The organism is Maribacter sp. (assembly GCF_049667165.1).
Classification (GTDB): domain Bacteria; phylum Bacteroidota; class Bacteroidia; order Flavobacteriales; family Flavobacteriaceae; genus Maribacter_A.
This window is the reverse complement of the sequence record NZ_JBATHS010000340.1, coordinates 1-2,325: the sequence shown is the minus strand read 5'-3', so window position 1 is coordinate 2,325 and position 2,325 is coordinate 1. Positions and strand designations below refer to the sequence as shown.

Annotated in this window: 2 protein-coding genes; both read left to right on the top strand. The window is 42.6% G+C overall.

Going from position 1 to position 2,325, the window contains the following annotated elements:
* The first annotated feature begins 191 nt into the window (after positions 1-191).
* Positions 192-611 carry a hypothetical protein gene (locus WBM98_RS15850; RefSeq protein WP_424366996.1) on the top strand — a complete coding sequence of 140 codons (420 nt, stop codon included), beginning with the start codon at positions 192-194 and terminating at the stop codon, positions 609-611.
* Between the two features lie 21 nt (positions 612-632).
* Positions 633-2,325 (top strand): hypothetical protein (locus WBM98_RS15845; protein WP_424366995.1); only part of this gene is annotated, 1,693 nt, incomplete at its 3' end.

The window sequence follows — 2,325 nt, the reverse complement described above, 5'->3', positions numbered from 1 at the left end:
GGGTATATTTTTGTAGCGTCCAACGAGGGGCCCCCTACGCCGTCGAAACTCATTTGTAACCGGTCATTTTTTAGATGTGCCACGAGCTCCCCGGTTCTAAAAGTCCATGCCTCCCTACTTTTTCCTTCCTCTTTTGAATAGAGAATAAAAAACAAGAAGAAAATAGCATCTTAAAAACCGAAAAGATAGAGGTGAAAAACGTATCTAAAGGCACCATGAAACTTGTCCTAGACGGTAAAACTTATGTCTATGATAATATAGATTGGGAAAAGAGCCGTGTAAAATACGATGACGATATAAGTCTTTCCTTAGTTCAAGAAAGAATGCCCCAACTTAAATTTCGGTTTCCCGATGTGAAGGAATCCTTAACAGCACAAAACAACTTTAAACTGCCTGATATACATAGAGGGAAACTTCCCATCTCAATCAATTTCATTCTCTATTTAAAAGAGGAAGGAAAAAGCAGAGAGGCATGGACTTTTAGAACCGGGGAGCTCGAGGCACATCTAAAAAATGACCGGTTACAAATGAGCTTCGAAGGCGTAGGAGGCCCCTCGTTGGACGCTACAAAAATATACCCGATCAGCGGTAGCATAAACATACAACTATAACATTCCTAAATCAGTTTATAAGTGAAGGTCAAGAATACACATACAGCTATGGAAATACCAAGTAGAAGGGATTTTTTTATAAAATTGGCCATGGCATCCTTGGCGACTTCACTACCGCCGATGGTATTGGGATGTAGTGAAAAGGAAGCCCGTTTTAAGGGGAGTGGTGCTCTGCCCTATAAAATTTGGGAAGAGATTCTTCATGAGCTAAGAACCAGTCCGGATCATCTTAAAGGCCAGATGGAAAAGCTTATTGCGGAAGGCAATCCAAAGGCCATGTTTCATTTTGTAAGAGACCAGTTCTATTTAATGCCAATGACAGAAAAGGCCATAGGCAGCACCGATGCTTTGAAATGGGGTGTGGATTATGCCCTGCGCAGCGGCATGGCAACGGCCATGGAAAAAGCGGAATTGTTACAGGGCATGTATAACGAAGCGAATATTCCGGCCAAAATAGTTTGGGAACGTACAACCATTATTCCGGAGGATGTGCCAGCCTTCTTTTTTAGACCTACAGAAAGACCTTTTTCTCCCGATATTTCCGATCGAACCTTAAGGCAATGGGGGGCAGAAATGGGTATGGAAAACCTGGAATATCAACCTGATGTCACTTTTGAGGACGAAGTGGAACTGGCCAATGAATTAGGGGAGAAAATTTGGAAGACATTGAATTTGAAGGAGGACTATAAGTATCGTGGTTTTGATTTTAGATGGGACAATTCCAGAACGCCTACGGTTGAATTTCAATGGGAAGGGAATACCAGATATGCGCATCTTATTGATCCACAAGTACCTTATGGAAAATTGCGCAACGAGCAGAATAAAGTAAGCGAGGCGGCCCTTCCAAAGCCCAATGAAGAAAAGGTAACCATAAAGCTAACCTACCGGGATTCCATAAAGCCATTAGAGGAAAAAGAACTTATTGGTAACGAATGGTTGGCCAGTGACTTGGTGGGTAGACAAGTTGATGTTATGTTCTTAAACAATCTTACCCCACAAGAATTGCGAATAACCCCTATTGCGAACATTAGGACTTTTACACCGGCTCTTGGACTTCAGGCCATTGGAAAATCGGTAGATTATATGTCAGAACGCTCCATTTTGGCAAATCCGATCACCCTAGAGGGGAAACGTATTCATTTGGACAAGGGAAACAGTATAGCGACGCCACTTTTAGATAAATCGGACCCGAATCTTCAAAAGCAGGTAAAAACGATTGCGGCAACCGCAACAACCACCGGGTATCCAGGCGTAAAATTAAGTATCTCGCCAAAAGACGCCTCAGGGAATTTGGTAGAAGGCCTTTCGGCTGGTGACTTCACAATAGTTGAAGATGGCAAGCCTGTAAGGGCTGTGATGGAGACCAATCAACGAACACCGAAAATCCTGATCATGGCCGATGTTTCCATGAGCATGCCCACCGACTATAGAAATGAAGGAATGGTGCAGTTCATTAAGGAACTGAAAACTAATATCTTACGTCAATATCCAGCTGCGATAGTACAGTACTGGGAGACCCCTTCCGCACTCTATACTTGGCTTTTAAAAGGATCACAAACTGATAATGACCTTATCATTTTTGCTACCGATGGGGATAACAATGATGTTTTTGACCCTAAAAATGAGGACTTGTATAAAAGTGGCCCACCAGCCATAATACTAAATGTATACAATACTTCCAATGCCAGACGAACCGAGACATTCGATCATATGG